The following is a 25,239-nucleotide window of genomic DNA, read 5'->3' on the forward strand; positions in this document are numbered from 1 at the left end:
TAATTCACAAATTCGGATTTACCCCGCTTCTTTAACTAAGCTAATGACTCTATACTTAATGTTTGAAGCAATTGAAGCCGGTAAGTTACCTTTAGATAAAAAATTACTTGTATCAGCAAAAGCTTCAAAAATGCCGCCTTGTAAGCTGGGTTTAAAAGCAGGGGAAACTATAACCGTTCGAGAGGCAATTAATGGATTAATTATAAAATCTGCTAATGATGCTGCTGTAACGGTTGCTGAGGGCATGAAAGGTTCAGAGAAAGCTTTTGCTCATTTAATGAATGTTAAAGCTAAACAGCTCGGTATGAAGAATACCTATTTTAAAAATGCTTCAGGTTGGCATGACCCATTGCAGCAAACTACCGCAAGAGATATGGCTAAACTTGCTATGGCTTTGAAGAGAGATTATCCTAAATTTTATCCGTTATTTGCTAAAACCAGCTTTGTATTTCGTGGAAACGTAGTAAACGGACATAATAGGGTTACTAAAAATTATCAAGGTGCAGAAGGGATGAAAACAGGTTTTCATACACCGGCAGGTTATAATTTAGTAACTACTGCTTCTAGGAACGGTAAATCATTGATTGCCGTTGTTACAGGCGGTAAAAGTGCCGCATCTCGTGATCAAAAGATGATGGGGCTGCTAGATCGGCATTTTAATATTAAGCCTATAGTCCCTAAACCTTCAATCAAGCTTGCCTCTCATAATAAATCTACTACAAAAGCTAAATCAAAAATAATAAAGAAAAAGAATATACGTAGTTGATATGTATCGTCATTGCGAGACCACAAAGTGGTCGTGGCAATTTCATGAGGTAATACAAAAACTCCTGAGATTGCTTCGTCGAAACTTAAGTTGCTCCTCGCAATGACGTTAAAAATCGAGCCATGCAACAACGCCTACGACTACTGACGATTTAATATTCACACATCTTTTAAGGATTTACTGCCAATTTATACTTTAAATTTACAAGTTTTATATGACAATTAACGCTACATTTATTGTTTTTTGTAACTTTAGTAGATGAAGATTTTTTAGAGTTTTTAGCTAAAGTTTTACTTTGTGGTTTTTTTAGATTAATATTTTTTAGAAATTTCTCAGTTTCATTAGGTAAATATTCTATTTTTACTTTAGTTATACCTTGATTTTTAAATGCTAAAATTTCAGCCGCTTTTTGAGAAACATCTATTATACGATTTTTCTTAAAAGGACCTCTATCATTAACCATTAAAATTACTGCTTTATTATTGGCTTTGTTGGTAACTTTAACTAAGCAAGGGAGCGGAAGAGTTTTATGTGCAGCAGTTAATAAATTTCTATTAAATCTATCGCCGTTAGCTGTTTTTTTACCGTGAAAACCGTCTTTACGTCCACCGTACCATGAGGCATAACCTGTTTCGGTAAAAGATTTAGGGTTGTGAGGTTTGTAAGTCTTCCCTTTTATTTTGTAATTTTTACCGACTTTATAATGTCCTTTATAAGTTAGATTATAAGGATCATCTTTTGATAATTCTTTGTAAGAATATTTGTGGGAATAAGGTAATCTTTTTGAGGTATTACAACCGCTTAGACCAAAACAAAAAATTAACAAAAGTAATAAACCCTTTGCATAACTTGCTCCTAAAGGTAATTTGTATACCTTTGATACTTCAAGATTTGGTACGTCAAATTTCGGGATTCGCCTGTGTTCACGTATTTTTATACGCTGTGCAGGCTCACCACTTATTTGATTTTCAACTTTTGAAATATCTGCGGTATACGTCAATCCGGTACTCGCATCCTCACGTACTAAAGTGTACGCTGCGGTGCTACGTGCCGTGTTTCTTTCAAATTTTTCTTTATTAGCTTCGTTCTGCAAGAGGTCTAATTTGAATTTATGATTCTTCACTATTATCATTATTTGTGTTAAAGTTATTCATTATTTTAGCGTAACACACAACTTTTTCAACACCTTTTATTTTTGATGCAATAGAAGCAAGCTTTTCTAGCTCTTCTTCTGATCTTGCAACTCCAAATAAATAAACAATATTATCTATAGTTAGAATAGTATAATTAGCAAATTTAATGTCTTTTTTGACTAAATTTTTAGCTTTAATTTGCGTGGTTATAATACTATCTTTAGTATATTGGGCTAAGTCAAAATGATTACTGTTTTTATTTACTTTCAACTCATTAATAACTTCTTTTACGCTTTTTTGATTCCAAGCAATTTCTACGGCTTTTAACGCATCAGATTCTTTTTGAATATTTCCTGTTAATAATACTCTTCCTTGTGATACTTCAACCTTTATTTTAGTACCTAAATCTCTAAAATTATTTTTTACTAAATCAGCTTTAATGCTGGCAGAAATCCTTGAATCATTTAATGTTTCAGACATTGGTTGATCTTTTGAAGCAACAATGCCGGTAGTGGTTGCTGCGGTAAAAATAGCAGGTAAACAAGCAGATAGACTAAAAGAAAGAGCTATAAAAATTAGAACTCGTAATATCATAACAATAGTACCCTACGATTTTTAAAAAGATTGTATTTGTTCAAGAATTAACTGTTTGTTTATTATAATACCGGACAATTTTTAAAAAGCCATCGGTGTTACCTCTGTGAAAGCAGGGATCCAGCTTAAAATACTAATATTATTAGTATTTTAAATTGTTTGTATGAACCCCGTGGTCCCAAGCCACGGGGTGACACAGTGGATTTTACCGGTCCATGCAACAAAGCCTACGTGGTAATGACATAAAGTAAAAATAGTAAGGTATTATATATCATATCTTACTATCCGGTAATTTATTCTTTAATAAAAGAGGTAATTGCAGTAAAATAAATATAAAAGTAATAGGTATTACACCGAATACTTTGAATTTTACCCATGTTTCATCTGAGCAATTACGCCAAACTACTTCATTAACTACAGCCATAAAAAAGAAAAAAGTCGCTGTTCTATAGCTTAAGGTTATCCAACTTTCTTCTTTAAGACGTACTATACTCTCTAAAGCATATTTGATAAAAGGATTTTTTCTTATACCGCTCATGAGAAATATTATTCCAAAAATAACATATAATATAGTAGGTTTGATTTTTATATACATTGAATCGCCGCTAATTAAAGTAATGCTTCCCGAAACTAATAAAATAGTTGTAGAAATAATAGAAAGCTTGGATACTTTCTTATCTATAATATAACAAAGGGTAATACAAATAACAGAGGTAATAAGCATATAAAGAGTAGCGTGTTGTATACCGCCTCCATAAAAAAAGCCTGCAAAAAATGCTATTACCGGACCAATTTCTGATAAAAGTTTTAACATATTTAATTTAATTGTTCTCTTTGATAAAATTAATTTGATTCATTTTTTTGTACTGATATTAAGTTATTTTTGGAATATCTTAATTTTATTTGTATGACAATATTTATCAGTAATATAGTAGTAAAATAAGCCAGTACTTGTAGCCCGTTAGGTCTTGCAATATAACCGGTAACAATATGTAAGATTTTACCTATCATACTTCTATCTGCTACTAACCATGAACTATCCCAAAGTTGATCGGATAAAAACATAACTAGACCGGAAGAGGTTAAAATACCTGCAGCACTTGCTGCAAATCCGCCTGCTATTAGCATTAATAATACGGTAGAGATTTTAAAAATATATTTTTGATTAGCAATCTTAATGAAACCGAAATATATTACTAAACCAAGTAAGAAGCCACTTGTAGCACCTATTATCACTCCTTGCAAGTAAATACTGCTTGATATTGTTTCAACTGAAGATATACTATATACTAAAATAATAATTTCTGCACCTTCTCGTAATATAGTAGTGGCAACTAAAAAAAACAACATGAAATAACTGGCATTACCTTCATGAATTTTTACTGATAAGTCGTTTATATGTTGCTTTACTTTTATACCGTAACCTTGCATCCATATTATTGTCCAGCTAATCAGAATTGTTATTAGTATCATAATTCCGGAATCGAATAACTCGTCGCCTATTCCGCCAAAAGATAAAGATAATTTACGTGTAAAAAATGCAAAAATTGAAGCAAATACTACTCCAAGCATGACTCCAGCAATAATATAAAGACGAGATTTTTCTATTTGTTTTGTTACGACAAGTATTACACCAAGTAATAAGGATATTTCTAAACATTCACGAAACACTACTAAAGCAATTTTAAACATATTTTTTATCTAATCATTAACAATTATAAAACCCTGAGCCGTATCTTGATGAAAATCTCCAAAAAATTCATATTTTCCGGACTTGAGAGGTGCAAGTATAATATGTATTGACTCATTTGGCATAACTATTTTTTCACGATGTAAATCATGACTTTCAAACTCTTCTACCGTATCATCTTCATTATGAACAATTAACCTTATCTTAGTCGATTTTGGTACTTCAACTATATTCGGAACAAATTTATGATCTTGTATAGCTATCTTTACTTCTAATATATTATCGTTTGTTTTATTATCGGAACTCTTACTTGTAGAGATATAAATAATTACTGCTAAAAATATTAAACCTACTAATATAATAATATTTTTGTTTTTTTTAATAATTTCCATACTATAATTAAAGTTTAAAGTAAGATGCTTATATACTCGTTTAATTTGAGTTTTAAATTTTTAATAATTACAAAATTTATCCTGCAATTTTTATTAATGCTATAAGATATACAATTATTATCATTATGACAAGGATAGATAATAAAATATAATTTTTTTGTCTTTGAATTTTATTTTGTTTCATATTTATTTAATTTTGTTTAAAGTCTCCTAGTTCAAGCAAAAGATATTCATTTATCGGTAACGATTCATGAGAAAGAATTTTATTTATGTTAGAACCTAAAGTTTTAAATGTTTTGCCTTCAGCAATAACACTGCGTGTTCCAACCGTTACTTTACCTTGCAAGGCGTAAGAAAAAATTAAAGGATACGTAATATCGCCGATTTTCATATCTATTTGTTGTCCTTTTGCTTTTGAATCATATAGTATTTTACCGTTTGATAAGCGAGTAATTTTAGCATTAAAGCTTACTTTTTCACCACATAATAAAGGAACACGATAAGCTATCTCATCGTCATAAATTTTAACTTCATTACTTTTAACAAAATTTTGCGGTAATATGGATTTTAAAATTACATTAACTTTATAATTATAAGCACCATCGAAGATAATATTATTACTATTATTAACGGCATATTTTGCCGGAATAATAGCTTCTCGTGCTTCTCCTACCATCATACCGATTATTACATTATCTAAGCCAAGCATTACAGGAGCAGAGCCTAAAGTAAAAGTCTTAGTATCTTCAGATATTAAAGTATTGTTCATATCTGATATTTGATAAAATACGGTAACTACATGTCCGCAAGAAGCGGGACCGATATTACCGCTACCGAGCGTATTAATTTTGAACAGTGTTTTTACTAAATCCTTACGTACTTCAATAGTGTAATTATTAGGATTGATAGGTCCATTTAACGGTTGTAAAATATTTTCAAAAAATGCTTTCCCTTCTTCGGTTTTAAGAGCATTTATTACTATTTTTGAAACCGTACGTTCAAATAAGTTACCGTTTAATGAAATAGGGGGTTCATTATTTATACTAGTTTGGTTTTCATCGGTAGATGAATTATTTGAAGCCGTTTGCTCTACAGTTGTAGGATTATTGTTGTCGGGAGATATTTTTAACTTTACTATATTGTAAAGTATTAGAATTACAATTATTAAAGATAAAAATTTTTGCATATATATAATATTTTAGTATAACAAAGTTTACTATAACAATCAATTACTTAATAATCAAATGAGAATAAAAATAATTTGATTAATAAAAATAATTAATTTAAATTTAGATGCAGAATTTTATAAATATAGTGGTGAAAAGTGAAAAAATTTATATTTTGTTTTTTATGTTTATGGACATTAAACATATTTGCTGCTTCTAAAACTTACCCTAATAAGCTTAATCATTGTAAAATTACTAGAAATATATTTAATGATTATGAACCGAAAGTTTTTGAAACTACTAATAATTTATTACGTAGAACAGGAAGATTATCAAAATTTTACGGTGAAAGGATATTAATTAAAGGAAAAGTATTAGATCAAAATTGCGTGCCGGTTGCGGATGCTAAAGTTTATTTATGGCAAGCAGGAAGCGGAGGTAAATATCCTTACGAACCTTTAAAAACTAGAGTTGATAAAAGAAGATTTACAAGTAAAAGCGATTCAAGTTTTACCGGTTCCGGTATTGCTACTACTAATAATAAAGGAGAATATTACTTTATTAGCATGTTGCCTTATAAATCTTCTCGTTATTTGAGAAGTGCAAATATAAGAATAGAGCATCCTAGTCTTACTACTCTCGAAACACGCTTAGACTTATCTGATCAAAATATGTGTGATAATGAGTGCGGTGAAGTAAATCCGATATTGATCGAACCGCAAGAAAATATGTCGTCTTATTGTTTTGACTTAGTTTTGCAAGGTACGACGCTTAAGAGGTATTGATACAGTACGTCATTGCGAGGAAAATTACGAAGTAATTTGACGAAGCAATCTCAGGATATTTGACGAGATTGCCATACAGTCTACGATTGCTCGCAATGACGTTTTGCCTCTTTCTGCGGTGCTTCTAAAGGCTTTTTTATACCACAACTACATAATGTAAGTGCTAATACGAATAAATAAAATGTCTTCATTACTATAAATTATTATATGACCTTAAGAAATTATAATAAATATCTTATATATATTATAGTATTTTTATTATCTATAATAATTTTTATTCCTAAAATTCATGCTAAGCTCTATGAGAAGCCTAAGGATAAATTAGCATTTTTAAGAGGTTCAAGCGTTCCTGATAATATAATTTTTTTTGATGAAGAAAAAAATCAATATTCTCTTGATCAGTTTGAAGGAAAAACTATATTGTTAGTGTTTTGGGCTACTTGGAGTGCTCCTTGTGTCAAAGAAATGCCTGATCTTGATATGTTGCAAAAAGATTTTAGGAAATTACCTTTTTCAGTAATTCCGATTTCAGAAGATTATCAAGACATAAAAGTTGTGAAAGAATATTTTAAAAGCTATCATATAAGATATTTGCCGATTTATCATGATTATAGAAATGAATTATTTAAAGCCTTAGGGGTTGTTAGTTTACCGACTAGTATATTAATAGACCCAAACGGCAAAATAGTAACTAGCTTTGTCGGCAATACAAATTGGTATGACGAAAAAGTTAGAGATACTATTTTAGCTGCCATTCCTGGAAATTATCCTGAACCTAAAAATAGTTATAACGAGCAATCTCTGAATAAACCGGCTAAGCCTTTGCCGCCAATAAAAAAGGATGCTATAGTAACTCCAAGTAAATAGACGAAGTGTAATTTGGAAAAGAGCAGGGAGTGTATACTTAATAGGTGAGTACCGCAGATCTTATAAGACGACATAGCCAATTTTTCAAATTAAACGAGTATATTAAATTAAAAGTGAGTAAAATTAATGAATGAAGTAAATAAATCAACTATGGCGAATGCTGAATTTGATCAGATAATAACCAAACGGCAGATAAGTAAATTAGATCAATTATTTGCTTCGGTTTTTGGTAATTCTAAAGAGGTGATTGCCGTTTTACGCCTTAGCGGTGTTATCGGTAAAGTAAGTACTATGCAATCGGGACTTACGTTAGAATCATTAAATGAACTAATAGAAAAAGCTTTTAAAATAAAGAAATTAAAAGCATTATGTTTAATTATTAATTCTTCCGGCGGTTCTCCGGTACAATCTGAACTTATTGCAAAACGTATTCGTGACCTTGCTAAAGAAAATAAGATAAGAATTTATAGTTTTATTGAAGATATGGCGGCTTCAGGCGGATATTGGCTTGCTTGTAGTGGTGACCGGATATATGCTTTGCCAAGTTCGGTTATCGGTAGTATCGGAGTAGTATCAAGCGGATTCGGTTTTCATGAAGCGATTAATAAACTTGGGATAGAGAGAAGAGTCTATACGGAAGGCAAGAATAAATCAGTATTGGATCCGTTTAAACCTATTAATAAAGATGATCTTAAAATTATCAAAGATTTGCAAAAGCAGGTTTATGAACATTTTATAGAATATGTAAAAACAAGAAGAGCAGGGAAGTTAACTCAGCAAGACGAAATTTTATTTAACGGTGAATTTTGGGCAGGGCAAACGGCGCTTGATTACGGCTTAATTGACGGCATAGGTGATATGTATAGCGTAATGAAAGAAAAATTCGGTGATAATATTAAGTTTCAATATCTGTGTGCTAAGCAACCTTGGCTTAAAAAGAAACTTGGTATGGGAAGTAAGATATTAACCGATAATCTTGCTAATTCTTTAATTGATGCGGTAGAAAATAAAATTATTAACGATAAATTTGATATGAAATAATATGACAATAACACAAGTTAAAATTAAAAAACTAGAAAATTTTTCCGGCAGTCTGCCGGAATATGCTACAGAGCATAGTGCGGGGATGGATTTAATAGCTGCAAACGAGCAACCTATAACAATAAAAACAGGCGCAATACAGCTAATTCCAACAGGTATCGCTATAGCACTACCGGATTCGTTTGAAGCCCAAATAAGACCCCGTTCGGGTCTTGCCGTTAAACACGGTATCACGGTTGCTAATTCACCCGGTACTATTGATGCAGATTATCGAGGTGAAATAAAGGTCATTCTTATTAATCTCGGTAAAGAAGATTTCATTATAGAAAAAGGCATGCGAATTGCACAGATGATAATCGCAAAGTACGACCGTATATTATGGGAAGAAAGTAGTAGTCTTATGGAAACGATGCGTGGTAGCGGTGGCTTTGGTTCTACGGGTGTTTAGTTGGTCTCTATGTCATTCCCGCGTAGGCGGGAATCCAGAAAAAATAACCTTAATATTGATACAAAAATTACATATTAGGTAAAAATAAACCTATAAAAATAAGTTTTTTATAGGTTTTACTGGGTTCCTGCTTTTGTGGGAATGACATAAACGAGCCATGCAACAACGCTTTTAGTAGCTCGTAATGACTATTAGGTATCCACGCAACAAATCATAAAACTTATGAAAATCACAATAAAATTATTAACTTCTATATTCTTGTTATTAGCTTTGAAAATAAATGCTCATTCTGATTCTGTAGATAATGTTAAGCAAGTTTTTACCTATATCGATCAAAAAAATTGGTCACAAGCTGAAGATTTAGCTCTAGAAGTAAATAATAAAATTTTAACAAAAATTGTACTTTCTCAGAAATATTTAGATAATAAATATTCAGATAATAGTTTTGAACATGTAATAAGGTTTTTATGCAATAACCCGGATTGGCCTCAAAATAAGCTGCTTGAAGAAAGAGCGGAAGAATATCTAAATAATAATACAAATAAAAAAGTAATTTTTGATTGGTTTAGTAAACATCCTCCTCTTACCGGCAAAGGTTATAAATTTTATGCGGCAGCTGCAAGTAGTTTAATCAAAGATCAGAAGATATTACTACCTATTATTAAAGGGGCTTGGGTATACGCCAATTTCACTCCTGAAGAAGAAAATGCATATTACAATAAGTGGCATAAATATTTAACTGTAAGTGATCATTTAGAGCGAATAGAAGAACATTTATGGAAAAATGATATTAGATCTGCTGAGCAATCCCTGAAATATGTAGATCAAGGTTACCGTAATTCTTTTAAAGTCCAAATTGCGATTATAGGTAAATCGCCAAATGCTGAAAAGCTTTTTAAAAGTATTCCTGAAAAATACTATACTTCCGGCTTATTATATCGTTATCTAGATTTTAAAAAAATGCAAAAGCCGACAAAGGAAATTATTACTTTGTTTAAGAAAGCTAAAAATAACCGTAAACATTTTGCTAAATGGTGTCGTATTCAGTCCTATTATGCTCGTGAATTCATCGATTACAAAGATTTTGCTAATAGCTATAGAATGGCAACGCTTCCTTTTGCTACTTGTCCTGAAACTATAAGGGAGCAGGAGTGGCTTGCGGGCTGGCTTTCTTTAAGTTTTTTAAAAAAGCCTGATCAAGCATTAGTACATTTTAATAAGTTTATTAAAGTTGTTAAGACTCCGATTAGTTTGGCACGTGGGTTTTATTGGCTCGGTCGTACTTATGCAGCAAAAGGCGATAAGCAAACGGCTAGAAAATTTTACGAGCAGGCAGCTAAATATTCTTTTACCTTTTATGGGCAGGCAGCAAATATTGAATTAAATAGGACAAAGTTAGTTTTACCTCCTATTCCCGTAATAACTTCTGAAGAAAGGAAAATTATAGAAAATAAAGAGATTATTAAAGCAATAAGGTTATTGGTTAAATATAATAAAAACTACTTAGCCCTGATATATTCCAAAGCAGCAATGAAAAACACTAAAAATTCTGCAGAAATTCAAATAATTGCGAATATTATTAAAGCAAATAATAATACTAATCATATGGTTGAGGTGGCAAAAATTGCCGCCCAAAATAATGCTTTTATTCTGGATTGTGCTTTTCCAACTCCTTATAATCTAGTAGGTTTGCCTATCCCACCTCATTTAACTTATGGAATAATTAGACAAGAATCGGTTTTTGATCATAAAGCAGTAAGTTATGCAAATGCTATGGGTCTCATGCAACTTATTAAAGGTACTGCTTGTGATACCGCAAGATCCATAAATGTTAAATGTAATGTAGCAGACTTAACTAGAAATCCGGTATATAATATTAAACTTGGTTCGCATCATTTCAAAAAATTATTAGATGATCATAAAGGTTCTTATATTCTATCCATTGCTTCTTACAATGCCGGAAGTCATAATGTAGTAAAATGGATAGATAGGTTTGGTAATCCAAGGGATATAAAAGATACAAGAAAAGTTATTGATTGGATAGAACTTATACCTTATCGAGAAACAAGAGATTACGTTCAAAGAGTACTTGAAAATGTTCAGATTTATCGGGTAATCTTAAATAAGAATAGTAGTTTGTACTTTAAGCGTGACTTACATGCTTGTGATATAGCAAAAAGTTAATTTTTATTAGTGTTTTATTTTGACATATAGTAATATGGTGGACACTAATTAAAAATATGAATTAAGGAGGAGAGTATGAAAAAATTAGAGCAACACTTTAAAAAACAGCGTAATGATACCGATATTCAAGTAAAGAAATATAAAAACGATCTTAATGTAATCGGCATTAGATATGACCATAAATTTGCACATGTTGAAGTTCCAAATCATGCTACCGGTGGGTTTGAATATTTTAAATGGGATTGGATGACAAGCACTACGGGTAGTCATTCAGAAATAGTACCAAGATTTAAGAAAATAGTAAGCACTTTAAAAGAAGCTAAAAGTAATCCAGCCCAGTATGAAAACTTAGTATCTAACTTGGATGCTAGTACTAAAAATGCACTTGAGGCTACTATTAAGAGTAATAATATTACTGTACCGACACAAGACACTAATAAGGTAATGTCAGAAATATTATCAGGAATGCAAACATGGCTAGATACAAAAAGTCATATCCCTATGGACCTTAAACAAAAATTCTTAGATTTAGGTTCTAATAATTTAGAACTATTCATAAAAGCTGCTTATAACAAATTTAACAATACGTGGATAGTTAAAGAGTTTTTTGATAATGCTGTAAAAACTGGAGAAGAAGGTAGAAAATATCTAGCCGATTGTGATTGTAGTTCAACTGACCAGCTATGGACAAGGCTTGTTGAACCTAAAATAGAAAACCTTAGAATAAGCAAAAATTCAACTGATAAATCTGAAGATAATGAAATATCAGAGGCTTCGGCGAATAAACTTGGAGAAAAAGTAAAGACTTTAGCACTATCTAATACTCATGAACTACCAGCACAAAAAGAAGCATTAAAGCTTGTATATGATATGAAGAAAGGTAATATAGATAAAGCAACTGTTGTTAAGAACATTAATTCTTTTGGTCAGGACGATACTTTATTAGGTTGGTTTGTAGAATATAGTGGCCTTACTATTGACCAAATCAAGGCTAAAGCAGTAGAGTTTACCGGTGATGATGATGCTTTTTATTTAGAATAGTTTCTTAAGGTTATTCTCATTTTCTATGTCATTTCTGTTCCCTTTTATGTCATCCCTAGCTAAAATGGGAATCCAGTGCTTGCCTCTGTCATAGCGTGGCTTGTCCACGGTATCTAGAAAAAATAAAATAAAGACTGGGTGCCGTGGTCAAGCCACGGCATGACATAGTAGGTTTACCTGTTCATATAACAATACCTATCAATTATATTCATGATTCTTAAAAATATATCTTTACTAATAATATTATTTTTTTCAATATCAACTTTTTCTGCTGGTCATAGTCTAAAAAATATCTCTATTACTGTTGTTGCTCCGGCAACAGGAGCGGATAATAAAACCTTGTCGGATTTAAAAAATATTAATGGACTAAATTTACAAATTTCTTCTAAGTGTTTTGCTAAAGGTAAGCTACCCTTTCTTGCAAGTGGCGATGAAGTAAGATTTAATTGCCTGCGGGATGCATTATTTGATGAGTCTGATAATATAGTATGGAGTTTACGAGGTGGTTATGGCTCTGCGAGAATAATTCCCGATTTACTAAAGCTATCAAAACCAAATAAAGAGAAATTCTTTATAGGATATAGCGATATAACGGCGTTACATCTTTTTCTATCACAAGAATGGGGCTGGAAAACTATTCACGGCAGCAATATAGCCGATCTCTTAAAGCCGGAACAAGATCAAGGTAATTTTACCAAGCTTGCTGAAATATTCAAAGGTAAAGTAAAGCAGGTTACTATAGATAATTTAGTGCCTCTTAACGATATAGCAAAATCAAGTGATCTTGTTAACGGCAAACTAACAGGCGGTAACTTAACTATGGTGCAGACTAGTATAGGAACGAGTTGGCAAATAAAGACTAAGGGCAAAATTCTTTTTTTAGAAGATGTGAATGTAGCTCCTTTTAGATTAGATCGTGAGCTTTTACACTTAAAGCAAGCAGGGTTACTTGAGGATGTTAAGGCTATAATATTTGGTTCATTTGGTAAAGATCTTGATGCCACAATGTTAGTGCTGCGTAATTTTGCAGATAGTTTAGATATACCGGTATTTAAAACAAATAGATTCGGTCATGAAAAAATTAACGATCCGATTATTTATAATACGAATAGTAAGATTATTAAAAGTAAAGAATTTAAGTTAGTGATGGGGTTGTAAGCACTATTGCGAGCAGTTGCTAAGCTGTCATTGCGAACGACTGAAAGCCTTGTTGCATGGTTTGTGTATGTCATTCCCGCGTAGGCGGGAATCCTAGGGTAAAGCGAGATAAATCGAGCTTTAAAAAAAGTTTTAAAGTACTGGATTCCCGCCTACGCGGGAATGACATCGAGTCTTAAGTTGACACCCATGCACCTGCGCAGGAATGACATAATTAGCCTATCGACTCAAATGCAAATAATCATTATACTTTGATAAATTCAAATTATAAGAAAAGAATTTATTTGTAATATAATGTTCAAGTAATTTTACTAATCCTGCTTTATGTCTATTTAAAGTCTTAATGCTTAAAGCTATTTCCGTTGTGTGCACATAAGGTTCGGTACTAGTTATTTTTACGTAGGCGATAGTAATGTTGTTATTCATAACTGGATTTCCACTTTCGCAGGAATGACACAAAAGGGGCTGGGGATGACATAAAAGGGACAGAGAATTAGATTTCGTAAATCCGTTTTCTAGTAACATCAAACTTTCTATGATAAGTTGCGGAGAGAGTCCAAGCTCTATTTCTTTCTTAGTCGGAATAGTACCGGTCTTATAATCTAGTATAGTTATATCGTTTGATTTACTTATTTCAATTCGGTCAGCTATACCGATTATTTTTATATCTTGACCTACAATATTTAGCCGTAACTCCCCTTTGGTTTCAAAATAGATTTCTTTGCAGTTTTTTCGGCGTTCTATATCAAATAAAATAAAAGCTTTGCTGAAGGCCGTGAGTTTTATTTGCCAAGTTTTTTTTGTGTAGCTTGGTAAAATAGTGCTATATAAAATATGATTACCGATATTTATTAAAGCATTTTGTTTATCAAGCAAATTTAAATTAATATATTGTTTGTCGTAATTTTTAGAATATTCCTCTAAAACTTTATGAATCAAATTACCGAAATCCGATATTTTAGGCTCCTCCCATATATGATCTTTTTTACGTAGTCCAAGAATTTTCTTAGCATAAAAACCGTATGGGTTTCTTATTAATGTTTCTATTTCGGTTACTGATAAGGTGGTCGGGAAAGAGGGGCTGTGGAGCTCAATACTCTTGTCACCCCGTGGCTTGACCACGGTATCCATATAATTACTGGACCCCGTGATCAAGTCATGGGGTGACACAGAACCTTTTTCTAGCTTCAAAAATAAATTACTCGGCACTGACAATTTCCCATCATATTTCTTAGCATTCAGTATAACTATTTGTTTATTTTGTAGAAATAAATTGAAGTAATCTGAATATAGAGTAGGGGCGATTTCATCGTAATCTATATTTAGTATCTGCAAGGCTTTCTTGCTAAGCCATGGGTGAGCTTTAGCACTAAGTGTCCAGTTTTCATTATTAAAATGCGGTAATATAATTAAGTCAAATTCACATAATGCTAAATCTTCAGGCCGTCCTATAATAATACTAGCAGCGTCGGTATTTTTGTAATATTTGATATTAGAAAATAAAAAAGAAAAAATTTTAGGAAAATCCTTTTTATCCGTTGAATTTATATATTTACTATATGCGGTTAAATTTGTTAAAAACTCAAGTAGTTCTGCTCCTCCTTCTTTTTCCCAAATAGTAGGCAAAAGTTTTTCAGTTATTTCTTTAGTTAAGGTTAGAATAGCTTGTATATTATGTGGAGTATCGGTAAATAAAATATCTATTAAGTTACGGCAATACTCTCTTATATCCTCATTATCAAATTGTAATTGCAATAAATATTTCGGTGAGGATATAAAACGGTTTTTATTAGATAGCATTAACTCTAACTGCTGCACAGTAGGGCAGTTAATTAAAGGATTTTTAAGTAATAAAAATAGAAGTTTTAAATCAAAATTATTACATAATATTTTAATAATGGAAGTTAGTAATTCACCTATATTAGTAAGTCTTAAGTCATTACCTAGTAGATCTTCATATTTATCTAAAAAATTACAATATACTCTTTTAAGCTTATTATTATTTGTAACGATTGCAATCCGTCTGTCTTTATTACGGCTACATATATAAGCTATTTGTTTAGTTTCTTCATAAATGTCATTAGGTTCATAATAAGATATACCATCGCTAATCTGCTTGGAGGCAGGATCATAGTGAATTATGTAATCCTTTAATTCTTCTTTAAATCTTTTTAAAAAAACATTAGGCTTGAATATTCCGGCGAGTATTACCTGCTTATGTCCCTTTTTTATTTTTATTATTTCTTCTTGTAATAGCTTTAATTTATAAACTGCTTTAGTTTGTTTTTGAGTAAACGATATTTCTTCTTGCCATCTTAAAAAGCAATATTCTAGAAATTTATAAATCTTTTGCCAATAGTTAGAATTGTTATAGACTTCAATTAATTTTATATCGATATTATTGATTATAAGATCATTAAACAATTTTCTTAAAAGTTCTGCAGTTTTTAATAATTCATTTTTATTAAAAGGTAATTCTCTATATTCGGTGATAATGGATGATAAAATAAGTAATTCTTCTATTTTAGATATATAATCCGAATCGGTTTTTTTTGAAATAAGAGAATTAAAAGGAATAATGATAGGTAATTTAATTTTATATTTATCGGTTAAAATCTTCTTTAATTCTAGGCATGAGAAATTATTAGGCAATATTATTTGAACTTCTGTACCTTTACCTAATTTATCAATGATATACTCAGCAAAACTTTTCAAAAAAGAATAATCAGCAGTCATAAATAATGTTTTTGACGATAATATAGCAGATCAAAGGTCCGAAATCTTATTTAAAATGATAATATAGTACAATAAATAATATTTGATTATTAGTTTCTTATTAAGTACCTTAAAATATATTAATTTAAATTTAATAAATAAGGTATCATATGAAAATTTTTATTATATTATTTACTATTATATTCTCTATAACATCAAGAGCTTATGCTAATAATTTAAACTCACATATAGCTTATTGTGATAATATACAAGTAGAACAACAAGAAGATTTGGTAATACAAAAATTGGTTAAACTATTTGTGACTGAAATGAATTGTATTATTAGCGGCTGTTTACAACAATGGGATGTGCAAGATAATCGGGTAAAATATTCAATTGCTTGGCAAGAACAATGCTTGGCAAGAACAATGTGGACCTGTAATTTATTGGTCAGTATCAACTAGAAGACAATGGTAGAGGTTCTACTTTCGTATATGAATGCTCTAAAAATTCCGTATGTTGTTGGCCGCTTGGATATGAATATAATAAAGCGTTTGTAATATGTTCATCTAATGATGTTAAAAACTAATATTTACTTACTAACTTTTACGAATTCTTTAAATAATTCTAAATCTACTCCATTATCGTTAAGATATTCAGGATGCCATTGAACGCCGATAACAAATTTATGTTTCGTTGATTCAATGGCTTCAATTATACCGTCTTCTGCTTTTGCAGATACGATAAGATCATTACCAAGTTGTTTAGCAGCCTGGTGATGAGTCGAATTAACCATAGTTTGTAGCTGATTATTAGCTATTTTAGCAAGTTTAGTATTTGCTTCTATATTAATTGCATGCGAAACGATGTTTTTAGGCGAAAGTTGTGTATGATTAATTACAGTTTCAATATAATCAGGAATATGTTTAATAAGCGTACCCTTAAAAATAACGTTTAATAACTGCATACCTCGGCATATTCCTAAAACCGGAATATCTCTCTCTAATGCTTTCTTTAAAACTAATATCTCAAAATTATCACGTTCTTCATTGGAAACTACTACATCTTCGGCGTATTCCGGCTCATAAAATTTAGGATGTATATCCTCATCACCGCCTGGCATTACAACACCATCAACAAGTTCCATAAGCTGATTTATTGTATCACTTTGATAAGGTAATAATAGCGGTACACCGTCGGTTGCAATAATCGCATCGGTATAGTTTCTTCGCAAGGCGTACCATGGAAAAGCAGCGTAAGTATATTTTGCACAATTTTGAGCTAAATCAGGTGTAACACCTATTATCGGTTTTTTATACATTTTATTATCGTTTTATTATTTTTCTGTCAGCTATGTCATTCTTCATAGTACTGGATAGTTCATAAAGGTCCCGTCATTGCAAGCCAGCATTTATGCTGACGTGGCAATCTCAGGAGTTTTTTTTATATTATCTTATGAGATTGCCGAGTCGTTGCTAACGCAACTCCTCGCAATGATGACTTGGCATCCACTCAGCAAAGCCACTATTACCCCTCAATATGCGGTGGTGTTTCAAAAGTATGGAACGGCGGTGGTGAGGTAAGTGTCCACTCTAATGTGTCTGCTCCTTCTCCCCAAGGATTGTTTGGACAATTTTTGCCGTATTTTAGCGTATAGAAAACGATAAATACAAAATAAAGGGCAGCAAACATAGAAATACCTGCTCCTATCGACGAAACCATATTCCAGCCGGCGAAAGCTTCAGGGTAGTCCGGTATTCTTCTTGGCATGCCCGCAAGACCTAAGAAATGCTGCGGGAAGAAAGTTAAATTAACGCCTATAAAGGTAATCCAAAAATGAATTTTGCCTAAAATGTCCGGATATTGTTTACCGGATATTTTGCCAAACCAATAATAAAAGCCTGCAAACGCCGTAAATAAAGCACCGAGCGACATCGTATAATGGAAATGTGCAACAACATAATATGTATCGTGTAGAACTCTATCAAGTGCCGAATTTGATAGGATTATGCCGGTTACGCCGCCGATCGTGAATAATATAATAAATCCTATCGAAAATAGCATAGGAGTTGGGAATGTAATCGAACCACCCCACATAGTCGCTATCCAGCTAAATATTTTAATACCCGTCGGAACTGCTATAATCATCGTTCCGGCAGTGAAATATATAAGTGCATTATAAGAAAGCCCAACAGTAAACATATGGTGAGCCCATACGATAAATCCAACAAAGCCTATTATCACCATAGCCCCGACCATACCTTGATAGCCGAATATAGGTTTGCGTGAAAAAGTTGAAATAACTTGACTTACTATACCAAAGCCTGGAAGTATTACGATATATACTTCAGGATGACCGAAAAACCAAAATAGATGCTGAAATAATACAGGATCACCGCCACCGTCAGGCTTAAAGAAAGTAGTTCCAAAATTACGATCTGTAAGTAGCATAGTAATAGCTCCACCAAGTACCGGCATAGCAAGAATTATTAGAAATGCGGTAACTAAAATAGACCAAACGAATAACGGCATCTTGAAAAGCCCCATTCCCGGAGCTCTCATATTAAAGATAGTAACGATTAAGTTAATTGATCCAAGGATTGACGATAGACCGGTTAAATGTAAACTGAAAATAGCCATATCAACGGCTGCACCGGGGTGACCGCTTAAATTACTTAAAGGAGGGTAGAGCGTCCAGCCCGTTCCCGGCCCACCGTCAACAAAAGCTGATCCCATAAGTAAAAGAAAAGCAGGAACTAGTAGCCAAAAACTGATATTGTTAAGGCGTGGAAACGCCATATCGGGAGCCCCTATTAACAGAGGTACGAAATAGTTACCAAAGCCACCGAACAAAGCCGGCATAATCATAAAGAATACCATAATAACCGCATGTGCTGTGATAAGCACGTTATATAGCTGGAAATCATGATTTAAGAAAGTGCCGCCGGGCATTGCAAGCTCTAACCTAAAAAGCAGTGAGAACAAACCTCCGACAATTCCGGCAAAAACGGCAAATATGATATACATAATGCCGATATCTTTGTGATTGGTAGAAAAAAGCCATCGCCTCCAACCGTGTGGGGTGTGGTGGTCATCGTGATAAATTTCGTTAGTAGTTATATCCATAATTATTATTCTGCCTGTTTTAATTTTTCGATATCTGCTCCAACAATTGCCGGAATATTCCGAGTGATTTTATCATAATCCCAATCCCACCATTTAATTTCAAGTAATTGCTCAACTATCTCATCAGGAAATCTATAGCGTACTATCTTTGCAGGATTACCGACAACAATACTATACTAGTACCCATAGCAATAGCACAAAATTTTCCTATAATCAATTTAACAAAATAAGCTCCTCTAACATTTTCATATTCATAATTTCTCAGGGTGATTAGCATCATTGTAATAAGTGTAATCTCCGACTATTATATTTGGATCCGACTATTATATTTGGATTTATGGATAAAATGTTTTAAAAATATCGTTTCTTTCGCTTGTTTAGGAAAAAGATGGGGATAAGGGTTGTTGTGGTTAGTCATATATTAAAAAATTTAAAATAATAGTTTTAGTTTATAAAATACTTTCGTTATAAATTACCATGCTTCTTTACCTGCTGAATCATCACTACTTAATAATTTCTTGATGTCGATTAGAATCGGTTATATCGTTTAGTAATTTATCTAGTTCAGATATTTTTGTATTATAATTTTCCATAGAACTTCTAAATATAATTAGTTAGCTGCCAATTTTGGCTTCTTGCCATTCATAGTAGTCTTATTCTTGCTTGCAATCCAATTGTCGAAATCCTCTTTACTTACTACTTCTATAGCAATCGGCATGAAGCCGTGATGGATGCCGCATAGTTCAGAGCATTGTCCGTAATATACGCCTTTTTTAGCTACTCTTGTCCAGGTTTCGTTTATTCTGCCTGGGACTGCGTCTATTTTAAACCCAAGTGATGGAACGGCAAAACTATGTATTACGTCACCTGCGGTAATGAGAAACCTTACGGTAGCATTTTCAGGGATAATGATTCGATTATCAACATCTAATAATCTTTTTTGGTTAGGTTTTAAATTCTCATCAGAAATCATTACGCTATCAAATTCTAAATTATCATGATCAGGATATATATAATGCCAATACCATTGATAACCTACTACTTTAATAGTTAAATCCGTTTCGGGTATTTTTTCGGCATGACGCAATATTTTAAAAGACGGCACTGCAATAATAACTAAAATTATTATAGGTATTACAGTCCAAATTATTTCTATTAAAACATTATGTGAAAATTTTGCCGGTACGGGATTATTTTTTGCATTAAATCTGATGCATACAAAGCCAAGTAATCCGGCAACAAATAAAACAATAGCTGTTGAGATATAAAGCAGAAAATTATGAAAATGATGTAATTCCTTCATAATCGGACTTGCCGGTGGCTGGAACGTTACTTGCCAAGGTAACGGCTCGGAAGCAAAGCAATTACTACTAACAATCAAAAAACAAATTAAAGCAATAGACATCTTTCCAAATTTCGCTTTTGGAGGTAATTTATAAGTCGATCCAGTACTCGAATCCTCACGTACGCTTTTGTACGCTGCGGTTCGAGGAGAAGTGTCTCCTTTAAATTCCTCTCTATAAGTTGGTTTGGAAAGATGTCTAATAATATTTATCATAGCACATATAAAGTTATTTATATTTAATATAAATGGATATACAGTTTTATTAAAGTAAAAATCGATAAATTTTTGTAAAAACTACATATTTTTAATAATATTTGAGCTAGAAAGTGTACCTATATTAGGATGTTGCAGTAAGTCAATAACTTACTATTACTTTCGCATTTATTAATTTTGCTTGAATTTATTTATTAACTGAGGATCGTGCTTTGTTACGGCGATTACAGAAGGACAAATATTTTGCACTAACCGAGCGTAATCATTAAAATCTTTTAGTTTAGGTAATATAAGTACTTTATCAACAAATGTGAAAGAACTTAAAATTTTTGCTCGTTGTAATTGATTATGGATAGGTTGACGTTTTTTATATTTAATAATTGTTTCATCCGGCTCTAAAGCAACGATTAAGTATTTACCGTGTTTTTTAGCTTTGCATAGAAATTCTATATGACCGTAATGTAATAAATCAAAACAACCGCCTACTAGATTTCACTATTTATAGGACAGTTTTTATTTAAAGAAATATTCTCATAATATTCTATTTTGGGTAACTTGACAGTATTATGGCTAGATGAGCAGGACATAAGATTTATAAAAATTAATAAAAATAGGAAAAGTCTAGGCATAATATTTATCTATATAAGTTAATGAAAATTAACTTATATTAAAAATTAAATTTTAATCAATAAAAAACTAATAAGACAGAAATAAAACAAAATTTTACAATTTTCTATTGTAATTTGTTTGTATATAGTTCATACTATTATTAGTAATGAAAAATTGATTCAAATAATCTTCAAAGCAATTTTAATGAATGATACCGCACTATCTTATGATTTTAATGGCATATTACCATCATCTTTTATTAGTGCACGTCTCAGGAAAATCCTCACCTCTGCCTCCTTATTATTATTTATAGGATTAGTTGTTTTTGTCTCTTTTGCCGTTAATAATTATGTTAACGACACTTTATCCATAACTTTAGTACAACCTGATAGTAGTGAAGAAGAAACAATTTCATTTAAAGAAGTAGTAGTAAAAAAAGGCGATACTATAAAGTCAATTTTGATAGAACAACATATCCCTAAAAATGAAATAGACAAAATTGTAAGTTTAATAAAAGAGGGAAAATTATCTTCTGCTCTTAAAATAGGGCAGCAAATTACTTTTGAATATGAAACAAAAATTACCGAAAACGAGGATGAAGATTTAACCTCAGAGGTAGCATTGTTAAATAAAATCGTTATAATTATCGATAAGCTAAAAACTATTGAAGTAATTAGAGAAGGTGATAATTTTAAAGTTGAAGAAATTGTAGTACCTTTAAGTAAAAAAGTTGCTAAATCGTCGGTAAGTATTGAAGCAAATTTTATGTCAGCTCTTAAAAAACTGGGCTTATCGGATAACAGTATAATAGAGCTGATTAATGCTTATGCTTATCAAATCGATTTTCAGCGTCAAATAAAAAGCGGTGATACTGCAACCGTAATAACGGAAAAATACGTAACGGAAGACGGTAAATTTTCCCACCACGGTAAAATTCTATATGTTTCATTAAATCTTTCAGGGAAAGAATATAATATATATCGTTATTCTCATGACAATAACGCAAATAATCATGCATTTTTTTCCGAAGACGGTAAAAGCGTAAAAAGAAGCTTACTTAAAACTCCACTAAAAGTTATAAAAGTTTCTTCACATTACGGTAATAGAAAGCATCCGATACTCGGTTATGCTAAAATGCATAAGGGGGTTGACTTTGCAGCTCCAACCGGTACGCCTATATATTCCGCAGGAAACGGAGTTATAACAGAAATAGGTTGGAAGTCGGGTTATGGAAAATTTATTCAGGTAAAACATAGCGGTATGCTATCTACTGCTTATGCGCATGCTTCAAATTTTGCAAAAAATTTAAAAGTGGGAAGTATCGTAAAACAAGGACAAATCATCGCGTATGTCGGAAGTACCGGTAGAGCTACAGCTCCACATTTACATTATGAAGTTAAAATGAATGGCAAACATGTTAATCCTATGTCAGTTAAAACAACACCGGGTATAGAATTAAACGGAAAAAATTTAGAGAAATTTAAACAATTTAAAACAGAAATAAAAACTTTAAGTGTTAAGCTTGATAAGGAATTGCAAGCTGATAAAGCAGCCACAGTTTCATTGTAGAGTGAATCCTTGTCATACCGTAATCAACTTGGGGTGTTGTACGACTCTTATGTCATTCCCGCGAAAGCGGGGATCTAGTAAAATCTATAAAAAACTTGTTTTTTATAGGTTTATTTTATCAAATATATAATTTTGTATTAATATTAAGGTTGTTTTTTTCTGGATTCCCGCTTTCGCGGGAATGACATTTACAATTATGCTCCCACCACTAAAAAAACTATATCTCACATTTGCTCGTAGTAGTCGTATAATCATAACCTTAGTGATTATTGATCAGTTAAGTAAATGGTGGTTTATTGATAATTTGAGATGGAAGCCGGGCTTAATGCTTAAGGTTACTTCTTTCTTAAATATGGTTTATACTTGGAATTACGGTATTAGCTTTGGTCTAATGCATGAATATTATCAATATAGCAATGCTATTTTCTTAATAACGAACACGATTATTGTCTGTTATTTATATTATTTGATGATACGTTCAAAAACGATCGGAAGCTTTGCCGGTTATAGCTTTGTAATCGGCGGAGCTGTTGGTAATCTAATTGATAGATTTTTTAGAGGAGCAGTTTTTGACTTCATCCATTTTCATTATCAGAATTATAGCTTCCCCGTATTTAATTTAGCTGATTGCTTTATTACAATAGGAGTAATTATCTTAATAGAAGATTATTATAGTACTAAAAAAATTATTGAAGAAAAGGCTAAAGGGAATTATGATAATGTTCAAATTGAAGCTATGGCTGAAAAAATTCGTAATACCGATAAGGGTGGTAACGATAAAATAGACTCCTTGCAAAATTAAACTTATAGAGAGGAATTTGAAGGAAACACGGAACGCAGAACCGTAGCGTAGTAGACCTACGTGAGGATTCGAGGACCGGATTGACGTACAAATTACCTCTAGAAGTTCATTTTGCAAGGAGTCTAATATAATTTTAATTTATAGGTGTTTAAGTGAAAAAGATTTTTTTATTATTTACTGTTTTATTAATTACTTCTGCTTGTAGTAAAAAGTTAAAAGAAACCGTAGGTATATCAACAGCTGGACCTAATGAGTATCAAGTACAGCGTGCTAAAGCACTAGAAGTTCCGCCTCATTATTATTTACCTGATCCTGGGCATAGCAAAACAACTTACAGTAATGTAAAAGGACAAGGTGAATTTAATGAAGGTGAACAAGCATTAATGCAGGACATGAAGTAGTATACTCGATCAACTTCAAAAATTGGCTACGTCGTTTTACAAGATTTGCGGTGCTCACGTATTAAGTATACGCTCCGCTCCTCGACTTATAAACTCCTTGCTCTTTTTGAAGTTGATCTTCATATACCTGTTCTTGAATACTAAGACTGCAATGTTCTTTCAAATTAATTCATGAATTCTCATACAAAACAAAAAATAGGTGTTTTTGGGCTTGGTAAAACCGGTATATCGGTTTACGAGGAATTGCAAAATAAATATGATGTAATTGTTTATGATGATTTAAAAGCAAATAGAGATATATTTGAAGAATTATATAGTAGAACCGCTATCGCTGCTTTATCTGATTCAAGATGGCAAAATTTAGATACAATTGTCTTAAGTCCTGGAATTCCTTTAACGCATGAGATAGTCAATATTGCAAAAAATTTTAATATTCCAATCACTTCCGATATAGACTTATTATTTGCAAAATCAAAAAACTTAAAATTTATAGCTATAACCGGTACAAACGGTAAAAGTACTACTACTGCTTTAATAAGCCATATCTTAAATAGTAGCGGTTTAGACTATCCGGTTGCCGGTAATATTGGAGTTTCTGCTTTGCAAGCTAAAGCAAGTAAGGATGGATATGTACTTGAATTGTCTTCTTTTCAACTAGATCTAGTAAAAACCTTTACAGCTAAAATAGCCGTGCTTCTTAATATAACTCCCGACCATTTAGATAGACATCAGGATATGACCTGCTATATTGCAGCAAAATCTAAGATCTTTGATCGAATGGATCAAGAGAGTTATGCGGTAATTAATATCGATAATGATTATTGTCGTGAAGTCTTTATAAAATTGCAGCAAGAGCAGCGTATAAAGCTAATTCCTTTTTCGGTTACTAAAATTCTTGAAAACGGTATTTCGGTAGTGGCTAATAAAATTAGCGCTAATTTTTTTGATGATATAAGTTTTGAATTACAGCGTAATTCAGAAAGTTTTAGACAAGATGAATTTCAAGGTAAGCCTGTGGAGCGTATAAAAATACATGAGCACAGGCGAGACCTGCAAAATTCGCTTGTATCAAGCTTTATGCATTATGCTGTACCTTTTAATAAAAACCTGCAAGGAGTTCATAATTGTGAGAATATTGCAGCAAGTTATGCAGTAGCTAAAATAATAGGAGTAGAACCTAAAAAAATACTTGAA

General features: G+C 31.9%; 23 protein-coding genes and 2 pseudogenes. 13 read left to right on the forward strand and 12 right to left on the reverse strand.

Features of this window, described 5'->3' with window-relative positions; all coding sequences use genetic code 11:
* On the forward strand, positions 1-766 hold a 766-nt coding region (locus tag O6R16_RS06360), incomplete at its 5' end, for a D-alanyl-D-alanine carboxypeptidase family protein (RefSeq protein WP_499680478.1).
* A gap of 169 nt (positions 767-935) precedes the next feature.
* Here O6R16_RS06360 and O6R16_RS06365 read toward each other — a convergent pair.
* The 6 genes from O6R16_RS06365 to O6R16_RS06390 all read right to left on the reverse strand — a co-directional run bounded on the left by O6R16_RS06365 (position 936) and on the right by O6R16_RS06390 (position 5,761).
* Complete coding sequence (locus O6R16_RS06365) at positions 936-1,898, reverse strand: septal ring lytic transglycosylase RlpA family protein (RefSeq protein WP_499680479.1); 963 nt, start codon at positions 1,896-1,898, stop codon at positions 936-938.
* Positions 1,876-2,493, reverse strand: a complete 618-nt coding sequence (locus O6R16_RS06370) for a BON domain-containing protein (RefSeq protein ID WP_499680480.1) — start codon at positions 2,491-2,493, stop codon at positions 1,876-1,878. The genes O6R16_RS06365 and O6R16_RS06370 overlap by 23 nt, the downstream gene beginning before the upstream one ends.
* A gap of 271 nt (positions 2,494-2,764) precedes the next feature.
* Positions 2,765-3,307, reverse strand: coding sequence for a septation protein A (locus O6R16_RS06375; protein WP_499680481.1), 543 nt, complete (start codon positions 3,305-3,307; stop codon positions 2,765-2,767).
* Between the two features lie 29 nt (positions 3,308-3,336).
* Complete coding sequence (locus tag O6R16_RS06380; RefSeq protein ID WP_103896987.1) at positions 3,337-4,185, reverse strand: FTR1 family protein; 849 nt, start codon at positions 4,183-4,185, stop codon at positions 3,337-3,339.
* 9 nt (positions 4,186-4,194) lie between these two features.
* Entirely contained in the window at positions 4,195-4,575 is a 381-nt protein-coding gene (locus O6R16_RS06385) for a cupredoxin domain-containing protein (protein ID WP_012719649.1), read from the reverse strand.
* A 190-nt stretch (positions 4,576-4,765) separates the two neighbouring features.
* Complete coding sequence (locus tag O6R16_RS06390; protein ID WP_499680482.1) at positions 4,766-5,761, reverse strand: FKBP-type peptidyl-prolyl cis-trans isomerase; 996 nt, start codon at positions 5,759-5,761, stop codon at positions 4,766-4,768.
* 138 nt (positions 5,762-5,899) lie between these two features.
* Here O6R16_RS06390 and O6R16_RS06395 point away from each other — a divergent pair, with 138 nt between their 5' ends.
* The 7 genes from O6R16_RS06395 to O6R16_RS06425 all read left to right on the forward strand — a co-directional run bounded on the left by O6R16_RS06395 (position 5,900) and on the right by O6R16_RS06425 (position 13,265).
* A complete protein-coding gene (locus O6R16_RS06395; RefSeq protein WP_499680483.1) occupies positions 5,900-6,526 on the forward strand; it encodes a dioxygenase family protein in 627 nt (208 codons plus the stop codon).
* Positions 6,527-6,733: 207 nt separating this feature from the next.
* On the forward strand, positions 6,734-7,393 hold the full coding sequence (locus tag O6R16_RS06400) for a TlpA disulfide reductase family protein (RefSeq protein ID WP_499680484.1): 660 nt from the start codon (positions 6,734-6,736) through the stop codon (positions 7,391-7,393).
* Positions 7,394-7,519: 126 nt separating this feature from the next.
* Complete coding sequence (locus O6R16_RS06405) at positions 7,520-8,434, forward strand: S49 family peptidase (protein WP_499680485.1); 915 nt, start codon at positions 7,520-7,522, stop codon at positions 8,432-8,434.
* Position 8,435: 1 nt separating this feature from the next.
* Positions 8,436-8,882, forward strand: coding sequence for a dUTP diphosphatase (gene dut / locus O6R16_RS06410; RefSeq protein ID WP_499680486.1), 447 nt, complete (start codon positions 8,436-8,438; stop codon positions 8,880-8,882).
* 222 nt (positions 8,883-9,104) lie between these two features.
* On the forward strand, positions 9,105-11,066 hold the full coding sequence (locus tag O6R16_RS06415) for a lytic transglycosylase domain-containing protein (protein WP_499680487.1): 1,962 nt from the start codon (positions 9,105-9,107) through the stop codon (positions 11,064-11,066).
* Positions 11,067-11,141: 75 nt separating this feature from the next.
* Positions 11,142-12,107: an SrfF family effector protein gene (srfF, locus tag O6R16_RS06420; RefSeq protein ID WP_499680488.1), complete on the forward strand. Its 966-nt coding sequence runs from the start codon at positions 11,142-11,144 to the stop codon at positions 12,105-12,107.
* Between the two features lie 210 nt (positions 12,108-12,317).
* The gene (locus O6R16_RS06425; protein ID WP_499680489.1) at positions 12,318-13,265 is read left to right on the forward strand and encodes an LD-carboxypeptidase; all 948 of its coding nucleotides are present in this window, start codon (positions 12,318-12,320) and stop codon (positions 13,263-13,265) included.
* 219 nt (positions 13,266-13,484) lie between these two features.
* Here O6R16_RS06425 and O6R16_RS06430 read toward each other — a convergent pair whose 3' ends face one another.
* Entirely contained in the window at positions 13,485-16,001 is a 2,517-nt protein-coding gene (locus O6R16_RS06430; protein ID WP_499680490.1) for a PD-(D/E)XK nuclease family protein, read from the reverse strand.
* Between the two features lie 149 nt (positions 16,002-16,150).
* On the opposite strand from O6R16_RS06430, the gene O6R16_RS06435 reads away from it, so the two are divergent.
* Positions 16,151-16,444, forward strand: a complete 294-nt coding sequence (locus tag O6R16_RS06435; protein ID WP_499680491.1) for a hypothetical protein — start codon at positions 16,151-16,153, stop codon at positions 16,442-16,444.
* Positions 16,445-16,572: 128 nt separating this feature from the next.
* Here the strand turns inward: O6R16_RS06435 and O6R16_RS06440 are convergent, their stop codons facing one another.
* From O6R16_RS06440 to O6R16_RS06460, 5 genes and pseudogenes are all read right to left on the reverse strand, one after another.
* Entirely contained in the window at positions 16,573-17,301 is a 729-nt protein-coding gene (locus O6R16_RS06440; protein ID WP_499680492.1) for a gamma-glutamyl-gamma-aminobutyrate hydrolase family protein, read from the reverse strand.
* A 206-nt stretch (positions 17,302-17,507) separates the two neighbouring features.
* Positions 17,508-19,106: a cytochrome c oxidase subunit I gene (ctaD, locus tag O6R16_RS06445; RefSeq protein WP_499680493.1), complete on the reverse strand. Its 1,599-nt coding sequence runs from the start codon at positions 19,104-19,106 to the stop codon at positions 17,508-17,510.
* Between the two features lie 5 nt (positions 19,107-19,111).
* A pseudogene (locus O6R16_RS06450) lies at positions 19,112-19,524 on the reverse strand (LbetaH domain-containing protein).
* Between the two features lie 192 nt (positions 19,525-19,716).
* Positions 19,717-20,664, reverse strand: coding sequence for a cytochrome c oxidase subunit II (gene coxB / locus O6R16_RS06455; protein ID WP_499680494.1), 948 nt, complete (start codon positions 20,662-20,664; stop codon positions 19,717-19,719).
* A gap of 171 nt (positions 20,665-20,835) precedes the next feature.
* A pseudogene (locus O6R16_RS06460) lies at positions 20,836-21,251 on the reverse strand (adenylyltransferase/cytidyltransferase family protein).
* Positions 21,252-21,477: 226 nt separating this feature from the next.
* Between O6R16_RS06460 and O6R16_RS06465 the strand changes: the two are divergent.
* The 4 genes from O6R16_RS06465 to murD form a co-directional block, all read left to right on the forward strand.
* Positions 21,478-22,842 carry a M23 family metallopeptidase gene (locus O6R16_RS06465; protein ID WP_499680495.1) on the forward strand — a complete coding sequence of 455 codons (1,365 nt, stop codon included), beginning with the start codon at positions 21,478-21,480 and terminating at the stop codon, positions 22,840-22,842.
* A gap of 196 nt (positions 22,843-23,038) precedes the next feature.
* Entirely contained in the window at positions 23,039-23,644 is a 606-nt protein-coding gene (gene lspA, locus O6R16_RS06470) for a signal peptidase II (RefSeq protein WP_499680498.1), read from the forward strand.
* A 152-nt stretch (positions 23,645-23,796) separates the two neighbouring features.
* Entirely contained in the window at positions 23,797-24,045 is a 249-nt protein-coding gene (locus O6R16_RS06475) for a DUF3035 domain-containing protein (RefSeq protein WP_499680496.1), read from the forward strand.
* Positions 24,046-24,216: 171 nt separating this feature from the next.
* On the forward strand, positions 24,217-25,239 hold a 1,023-nt coding region (gene murD, locus O6R16_RS06480), incomplete at its 3' end, for a UDP-N-acetylmuramoyl-L-alanine--D-glutamate ligase (RefSeq protein ID WP_499680497.1).

It is taken from the genome of Candidatus Rickettsia tasmaniensis, from assembly GCF_036857515.1.
Classification (GTDB): domain Bacteria; phylum Pseudomonadota; class Alphaproteobacteria; order Rickettsiales; family Rickettsiaceae; genus Rickettsia; species Rickettsia rickettsii.

What these genes read in the sequence shown, in the direction of transcription:
- O6R16_RS06365 (WP_499680479.1), bottom strand. Translation starts at nt 1,898, where the DNA reads ATGATAATAGTGAAGAATCATAAATTCAAATTAGACCTCTTGCAGAAC.
- O6R16_RS06370 (WP_499680480.1), bottom strand. Translation starts at nt 2,493, where the DNA reads ATGATATTACGAGTTCTAATTTTTATAGCTCTTTCTTTTAGTCTATCT.
- O6R16_RS06375 (WP_499680481.1), bottom strand. Translation starts at nt 3,307, where the DNA reads ATGTTAAAACTTTTATCAGAAATTGGTCCGGTAATAGCATTTTTTGCA.
- O6R16_RS06380 (WP_103896987.1), bottom strand. Translation starts at nt 4,185, where the DNA reads ATGTTTAAAATTGCTTTAGTAGTGTTTCGTGAATGTTTAGAAATATCC.
- O6R16_RS06385 (WP_012719649.1), bottom strand. Translation starts at nt 4,575, where the DNA reads ATGGAAATTATTAAAAAAAACAAAAATATTATTATATTAGTAGGTTTA.
- O6R16_RS06390 (WP_499680482.1), bottom strand. Translation starts at nt 5,761, where the DNA reads ATGCAAAAATTTTTATCTTTAATAATTGTAATTCTAATACTTTACAAT.
- O6R16_RS06400 (WP_499680484.1), top strand. Translation starts at nt 6,734, where the DNA reads ATGACCTTAAGAAATTATAATAAATATCTTATATATATTATAGTATTT.
- O6R16_RS06405 (WP_499680485.1), top strand. Translation starts at nt 7,520, where the DNA reads ATGAATGAAGTAAATAAATCAACTATGGCGAATGCTGAATTTGATCAG.
- dut (WP_499680486.1), top strand. Translation starts at nt 8,436, where the DNA reads ATGACAATAACACAAGTTAAAATTAAAAAACTAGAAAATTTTTCCGGC.
- O6R16_RS06415 (WP_499680487.1), top strand. Translation starts at nt 9,105, where the DNA reads ATGAAAATCACAATAAAATTATTAACTTCTATATTCTTGTTATTAGCT.
- srfF (WP_499680488.1), top strand. Translation starts at nt 11,142, where the DNA reads ATGAAAAAATTAGAGCAACACTTTAAAAAACAGCGTAATGATACCGAT.
- O6R16_RS06425 (WP_499680489.1), top strand. Translation starts at nt 12,318, where the DNA reads ATGATTCTTAAAAATATATCTTTACTAATAATATTATTTTTTTCAATA.
- O6R16_RS06430 (WP_499680490.1), bottom strand. Translation starts at nt 16,001, where the DNA reads ATGACTGCTGATTATTCTTTTTTGAAAAGTTTTGCTGAGTATATCATT.
- O6R16_RS06435 (WP_499680491.1), top strand. Translation starts at nt 16,151, where the DNA reads ATGAAAATTTTTATTATATTATTTACTATTATATTCTCTATAACATCA.
- O6R16_RS06440 (WP_499680492.1), bottom strand. Translation starts at nt 17,301, where the DNA reads ATGTATAAAAAACCGATAATAGGTGTTACACCTGATTTAGCTCAAAAT.
- ctaD (WP_499680493.1), bottom strand. Translation starts at nt 19,106, where the DNA reads ATGGATATAACTACTAACGAAATTTATCACGATGACCACCACACCCCA.
- coxB (WP_499680494.1), bottom strand. Translation starts at nt 20,664, where the DNA reads ATGATAAATATTATTAGACATCTTTCCAAACCAACTTATAGAGAGGAA.
- O6R16_RS06465 (WP_499680495.1), top strand. Translation starts at nt 21,478, where the DNA reads ATGAATGATACCGCACTATCTTATGATTTTAATGGCATATTACCATCA.
- lspA (WP_499680498.1), top strand. Translation starts at nt 23,039, where the DNA reads ATGCTCCCACCACTAAAAAAACTATATCTCACATTTGCTCGTAGTAGT.